This is a genomic window from Virgibacillus salarius (genome assembly GCF_039521925.1).
GTDB classification, from domain to species: Bacteria; Bacillota; Bacilli; order Bacillales; family Amphibacillaceae; genus Virgibacillus; species Virgibacillus salarius.
The window spans coordinates 1-7,357 of the sequence record NZ_BAAACY010000127.1; the positions used below are offsets into that span (position 1 = coordinate 1).

Sequence of the window (7,357 nt, forward strand, 5' to 3'; positions counted from 1 at the left end):
ATTCCATAATAGCTACTAGAGGAAGCGTAAATCTGAGCATGTAGTGATAAGGACTGAGCGAATTTTGCTCAGTTTTTCTTATTAGAAACGATAACGTAACAGCTATATGAAAAAGTACACTTGTCTAAACAGGACTATTGTCAATCTAATCTGTCCAGATTTGTATATAGTCGATCTAATTTAGCAGCTAATAGATCCATATGCACCATTCTTGCCTCTCGTATATATTCCTTTCCATTTACAAATAGAAGAAGCACGGGAACTGTAAAAATGGAAAAATGACCAGCCACTTCTTCTACCTGCTCTGCTCGTATATGTACAGCGTTTATTTTAGGGTAATTCTCCATGAGTGATTCCACTTGTGGTAATAAGCTATGACATACACTACAACCTTGACGAGATACATAGAGAAAGGCAAGACGATTTGTATCGATAAAATGGTCAATCTCAGCAATGTTTGTTAATTCAGGAAAATGATTCATTGTTGCTCCCACCTGTACGTAGTAGTAATATGGACCGTCCTTATCCCGCAAATAACTGGCAGTAAGCTCCCCACTTCATGTAATAAAGAGAAAAACTAATATGGATAAAAGGGGGATCAACTGCCAGTAAATGTCCGATTGGTTCACCTAACCATTTGTGGGGATAAACAAAAACCCTACGGATAGAAGTTTCACTTTAGATAGATCGATGCTCTTATCATACCATGCCCTGACTGTAACTACGCTCCTAAATGCCTAAGTTTGGATGGATTTCAAGCATCAACATCTTTTAAACGCTTCTGAATGGGGAGATGGGAAAACTTTTTCTACTGATGGTATACGAGTTCCAGAAGGGACTTACAAAAAGCGGTGAATTCGCAAAAGTAATAACTTTATACGAAAACACCGCTTTTTCCATTTTAAGGTTGTTTTTTGGGTACGTGCTCGAATATTTCACCACTTGCGAAGAATTCAGTAACTCGTTGAATCCAGTCATAGTAATCCATCCACTCTCGTATTTCATGGAGAAGCTCATTAATTGCTTGTTCATTTTCTGCTGTTACATCTGCTTCTTGTTGTAATGTATCTAATTTTTGAATTAACCGTTGTTCAAAATTTCGGCTACGATTAATCGCCTTTTGCCATGTAAATATGAACAGAGAAATAAATGTCTGATAATAATCTTCTTCCACTTGATATAAATCTTTTCGGACACCTTTCTTAAATACACGCTCAGCAATGTTCATATCAATCATTTCCCGAACAACCTGACTCATTCTGGTTTTGCTCATTCCGGTCTCAGCAGATAGCTCGTCTAGAGTCATTGGTTCTCTATTCATATAAATGATACCAAGCACGCGTCCAACACTTGTCGATACCCCAAAGGCGTTCATATTATCTGTTATCTTTTCAATAAATTGTGTTTTAACATTTTCAATTTGTTCTGTATTATTCATTGTATAAATCTCCTTATTGGCATGCTCTTTGAACTGTACCACATTGTAGCTAAAAACCAAAATGATGAAAGCAACATATTATTTATATAATTTGCCAAGGGAAAGGAATAATAGAATAACATCTTTAACAATTGATTCTACAATTAGATCATTGTAAATGGAACAATGATTTTGGATGCCATTTTTCCTCCATGATAAATCGTTTCATTCGCTACAACCCCATCTTTATGGGTTTTTGTTGTCTTACCGTTGTTTAAATTAATATCATACAACGGTGCGTTACTTGCTGCAATATCTAGCCGTATCTGATGGCCCTTTGGTAACGTATATGCAGTTGTTCCAATTTCTGCTAATAAACAAATTGGGTGGCTGTCTATCACCTTTTCACGATGAAATGAGTGCATTAGTACCCATGCTCGACCGCTTGGATCTACATCAGCTATTCGTAAAGAAATATCACATAAGCTTGTTGGAGAAGAGCACCAAATTTCTGCTTTGAGTGTGCCTAATAGTTGGATATCATTACTTATCGGCTTCGTTGTATAAACAAGCACATCATTACGTTCATGCAGATCGTTTATATCAAATATACCTGAATCAACACCTGCTATCAACGAACCCCCTCCACGAGTTGGAACAGGATTGTATGGATCAAGTGTAAGTGAACTTTCTGTCACCTGACAAGACGGAATGGAAACTAACTTTCCATCTCCTGCACTTGTCTGCGACTTACCGTTACTTTCCAAAAAATATTCTTGTTGTTTAACGATAGGGAATTCATCGTATGCCGCCCATTTTTGTTGTCCCATCAAATAGAGTTGTACCGGTTTTTGGATATACAATGGCTTATCTTTTAACCATTTATCAAACCATTGTATATGCACTTTGGTAGGGTCTGTTATTTGGTCAACACCTATATTCTTAGCTGCGCCCTCAAAGAATTTTTCACCAGCATGACCAGTCATTTGTTCATGCGTCCACGGACCAATCCACAGCATTTTTTCCCCATGATATGCTTTATAGGCTTGTAATGTTTGGGGAAGCAATGCGTCAAACCACCCTCCCATAAAGAGAGCTGGTATATCTACATCGCGTAATTGACTCTCCAACTGCACACGTTCGATGAAATGATCGTCCAACCTTCCTTGCATAACATCAAAGAAAAATGAGTCTGGATCAAGGTTCTTCATTGGTGACCACTGGCTGGCGGGTGCCTCATGCAAATATTCGGTTATATGTTCCAAATAATGATTTAGCTGTAAGTCATCTAACTGATTTTTTCGTTTTAATTGATCCTCTATAATGGAACCTAACACCCATGTTTCAAACTTGCCAATCGCATGAGGAGTTGATCCAGTACCAATCATATCTCCAAAAGGATCAGCCATTGTCATAACAGGGGCTATGGCTTTTAACGATGGTGGTTGTTCCACTGCAGCAGCAAGTTGTGTATAACCATGATAAGACATGCCAAACAATCCGACTTTTCCATTAGAAAATGGGAGACGAGCCGCCCATTCTACTGCCTCATAACCATCTTTTCCTTCATGTACAAATGGATAGAATTCTCCATCGGAGGCGTATCTTCCTCGTACATCTTGGAGTATTACCACATAACCCGCTTCTACCATTCGTGGTACTTCTAGGTACTCGTTATAATAGCGAGGCGTTTCCTTGTTATATGGGAGCCTTAACATAAGAACTGGGAATTCTCCTGCTTCAGTGGGACGGTAAACATCGGATCGTAAAATCGTTCCATCCGATAATTCACAGATTATATTCTTATCTATCAACAGGTTATGAGCCTTCATCATTTCCCTCCTCGTTAAACTGTTCATTGAACCTTACTTAGAAGATTTCACCGGTTGCAGTTTCCGTTCAATCCATCCCATAATCAGGTCAGCAATAATCGCCATTAACGCAGTTGGAATAGCACCGGCAAGAATGATCGGTGTGCCATCTGTTGCATTTGTTCCAGTAAGGATAATCGCCCCTAGGCCACCAGCACCAACAAAAGCTCCGATTGCTGCAATACCGATACCAATAACTAGCGCGGTGCGAAGCCCTGCCATAATAACACTAACTGCAAGAGGCAATTCAACCATGCGAAGCAGTTGAAATCGAGTCATTCCAGAGGCATATCCAGCTTCAACCACATCTTTATTAACCTCTTTCATGCCAACATATGTATTTTGCGTAATTGGCAAAATGGAATAAAGCATCAGGGTAACTATTACAGTATTCGTACCAAGTCCCATTACAATCATAATAACAGCCATTGCTCCTAATGCTGGTATTGTTTGGATAATACTGCCGAAAGCCAGTACCCAACTGCTTAATTTCCCGTATTTTGCAATCAATATACCAAGCGGAATGGAAATAATTGCTGCAAATAATACACCATAGGCAGCCATTAGAAAATGCCTGTAAAACTGCACCCAGATATAACCGCTATTCTGACTAACATAATGGATAAATTGTTCCAATGTTTCCATTTCACTCACCCGCCTTTACTGACTGCTCAAAGTAATTATGTTCTTCAAGAAATTGTTTAGCTACCTTCCGAGGGTTTATTAATTCCACATCTGCTTGATAATTTAGCTCTTGCATGGTTTCCGTAGAGATTTGATCATTTAGTCGTTCCGTGATCTCTTGAATTTTTGGATATTTCTCTAGTACCTTATTAGCAATCACTGGTGAAGCGTCATAAGGTGGGAAGAATTGTCGATCATCTTCAAGCACTTTCAGATTAAATTCTTTAATCCGTCCATCAGAAGAATATGCTAGAACAACATCCATATAGCCACTAGCGGCTGCTTGATACACGAGACCGATGTTCATTGGAAAAACCTCTCCAAAAGAAAAATAGGTTTCTTGAAATCCGTCATATCCGTCCCCTTTACGATTAATCCAAGCATTATCAACACCGAAACGTAAATCATTCGCATAAGGCTCTAAATCAGATATCGTTTCAATATCATTTTCTTTGGCGAATTCCTCTGTCACAGCTACAGAATAACTATTTTCAAATCCATATGGAGCCGCCCAAGTTTGATGGAAACGATCTAGAAATTCACGTTTTACAATTTGTAATGCTTTATCTGGGTCGGTGATCGGGTCCATACCAAGAGCTCCAGATAAATCTGTTCCTGTATAACGTGTACTTGTAATATCCAGATCCCCTCTAGTCATGCCTTGATGCTGAACGATAGATGACCCAAGATGCGTCACTAAGTCCGTATCTGCATCCGTTTCTCTCTCAATCATGATTGACAGCATTTCCGCAAGAATTTGGGATTCCGATGTACCTAATGCCCCAATTTTAATTGTTTCATTTGTTGTACTTGCTAGTCCAGGCAAGGAACAGCCAGAAAGGAACACAAATAGTAGAAGTAATATGCTGCCTTTATAAATCATTCTTTTCACATTTACACCTCCAAGTTTATGCCGTTTTATAAGAATCCTTTAATCCATCAGGTGTTAACCAATCTTCTAAAAATGCAAGTGAGCGATCTGCAATTAAGGCAAGTATCGTAGCCGGTATTGTCCCAGCAATAATTAGAGACGGTTGATATAAGTTCAATCCATCAAAAATAAAGTCACCAAGTCCTCCACCGCCAATGAAAGCTGCAAGTGTTGCCCAACCAACAAGATAAACAGTCGATAAGCGAATACCTGCCATAATTACCGGTAGAGATAAAGGAAGCTCCATCTTCACAATCGATTGCCAATTGCTCATTCCCATTCCTTTACCTGCTTCTTTTACTCCCTGATCAACATCACGCACACCAATATATGTATTACGTAAAATCGGTAGCAAGGAATAGAAGAATAGTGCGAAGATCGCCGGAATCTTCCCAACTCCCATGATGGGAATGAAAAATGCTAGAATTGCTAGACTTGGAATAGTTTGTAATATACCAATAAATGAGATGAAACGATCGGCAAAATTCGGTTTCCTCGATAAGATAACTCCAAGCGGTACAGCGACTAAAACACCGAGAATAATCGCTGCTAGTGATATATATAAATGCTCCCACGTTTTAACAAACAGTTCATGACCGTATTCTGCAAGAAAATCCATCATTTTTGCTTCCCTCCTACTCTGCTCCTGTTGCAGCTAGTATTTCATTCGTCTCCATACCATCGCCCCATATCGTGTCATAGACGAGGTTAGCTAATGTCGCACGTGTCACAATTCCTGCTAGTTTTTTTTCATCATCAACAACAGGCACATATTTCACTCCTCTACGGAGAATTTTGTGAACGGTATCACGTAATAGACTATAGCGAGAGACGAAAAATAACTCTTTCTCCATTATTTCTTCTACAAGATGCATCTTTTTATAGTTTAAATTAATACCTTCTATGTCAATAAAGCCTTGGAGCTTATTCTCACTATCTACCACTAACAATGAATCTACATGTCTATCTTTCATTGTAGATATAGCAGATTTCAATGTCGTTCCCATTTGTACTGTTACAGGTGAATGCTCCATGATTTGTTCGACCGTAGTAACATCAGGTCGACCTTGAATTAATCGATCCTTACCTAGAAATTCTTCTACAAATTCATCTGCTGGATTTCGCAGAATCTCATCTGGAGTATCTGCTTGGACAATCTGTCCATCTTTCATAATCACAATACGGTCGGCAAGCTTCAACGCCTCATCCATGTCATGTGTTACAAAGACAATAGTCTTATCCAGTTCTTTTTGCAGTTTCTTAAATTCCTCTTGCAGCGCATCTCTTGTAATTGGATCAAGTGCTCCAAAAGGTTCATCCATTAAAATTAATGGTGGATTTGCTGCTAAGGCACGAAGTACTCCAATACGTTGTTGCTGGCCTCCACTTAATTCATGTGGGTATCGATCAAGAAATTCCTCCGGCATATCTACTAGTTGTAATAATTCCCGTGCGCGTTTATCTTTCTGTTCTTTTGACCATTTTAATAGTGTTCCAACAAGCACAATATTTTCTTTAATTGTCATATGTGGCATGAGGCCAATTTGCTGGATCACATATCCGATAGATCGTCGTAATTTTACAGGGTCTTGCTCTATCACATCTTTTCCATCAACAAGAATGGATCCTTCTGTTTTATTAATGAGGCCATTGACCATTTTCATTGTGGTTGTTTTACCACATCCACTTGGACCAATAAAACAAACAAATTCACCTTTTTTAATATGTAAATTCAGATCCTTAACGGCTATTGTACCGTCTTCAAATAGCTTGGAAACGTGTTTAAATTCTAACAATGCTAGCACCTCCATTAATACTGTCGAACTTTGTCGTCCTATACTAGTATAGGAAAAAGAATCGATTATCGAAACAAGCATTTAAATTCATACAGTATAAAAAATTTATAAAATTTATATTGTATAAAGTTTTTATACTGTATAACGTAGAATTGCTTAAAAATTCTTCGTATTTAATGGTGATCTGTTTTTTTACTAAGATAAATAATGGAAAAAAAGCGATATGAAGTTATATGAATCATACAGAAGAATTAGGGTGTCTTGTGGATTGTGGTGAATTATAGAATGTAAAGGCATCTATAAACAATAAAATAAGGTCGAGGGTTAAAAATGTGTGGATAACCTGTGGGAAATGCCGGTGCTGTTTTAACGCAAAGACATATAATAGTAGAAATCATTACAAGCTTGTAGAGATTTGCCCATGAATGAATCTCCCAATACAGAAAGTCGATACGATAGGTATCGGCTTTTTGCTTTATAAGTTAAGAAAGTATAAAATCAGTGCAATGACTGCGTTAAGCCAAGTAGTTATTTTGAAATGGTTGATGTATATTGGCAATGCTCCGACGAATTACTTCGCTTTCCGCAGGCACGGCCTCAACTAACTTTGCAAAGAAGAACACGTTGCAAAGTGGATTTTCGGCTCGCGCAATTCCCG

General features: G+C 38.4%; 7 protein-coding genes. All 7 read right to left on the reverse strand.

Features of this window, described 5'->3' with window-relative positions; translation table 11 throughout:
- Positions 1–140 precede the first annotated feature (140 nt).
- Positions 141–482 carry a thioredoxin family protein gene (locus ABDZ84_RS16050; protein WP_026679641.1) on the reverse strand — a complete coding sequence of 114 codons (342 nt, stop codon included), beginning with the start codon at positions 480–482 and terminating at the stop codon, positions 141–143.
- Between the two features lie 419 nt (positions 483–901).
- On the reverse strand, positions 902–1,438 hold the full coding sequence (locus tag ABDZ84_RS16055; protein WP_026679642.1) for a GbsR/MarR family transcriptional regulator: 537 nt from the start codon (positions 1,436–1,438) through the stop codon (positions 902–904).
- A gap of 143 nt (positions 1,439–1,581) precedes the next feature.
- A complete protein-coding gene (locus ABDZ84_RS16060; RefSeq protein ID WP_121604456.1) occupies positions 1,582–3,249 on the reverse strand; it encodes a CocE/NonD family hydrolase in 1,668 nt (555 codons plus the stop codon).
- A 33-nt stretch (positions 3,250–3,282) separates the two neighbouring features.
- Positions 3,283–3,933, reverse strand: coding sequence for an ABC transporter permease (locus ABDZ84_RS16065; protein ID WP_021292463.1), 651 nt, complete (start codon positions 3,931–3,933; stop codon positions 3,283–3,285).
- A 1-nt stretch (position 3,934) separates the two neighbouring features.
- Positions 3,935–4,855: an osmoprotectant ABC transporter substrate-binding protein gene (locus tag ABDZ84_RS16070; RefSeq protein WP_166531017.1), complete on the reverse strand. Its 921-nt coding sequence runs from the start codon at positions 4,853–4,855 to the stop codon at positions 3,935–3,937.
- 25 nt (positions 4,856–4,880) lie between these two features.
- Entirely contained in the window at positions 4,881–5,525 is a 645-nt protein-coding gene (locus ABDZ84_RS16075; RefSeq protein WP_026679645.1) for an ABC transporter permease, read from the reverse strand.
- A gap of 13 nt (positions 5,526–5,538) precedes the next feature.
- On the reverse strand, positions 5,539–6,699 hold the full coding sequence (locus ABDZ84_RS16080) for a betaine/proline/choline family ABC transporter ATP-binding protein (protein WP_343782220.1): 1,161 nt from the start codon (positions 6,697–6,699) through the stop codon (positions 5,539–5,541).
- Positions 6,700–7,357 lie beyond the last annotated feature (658 nt).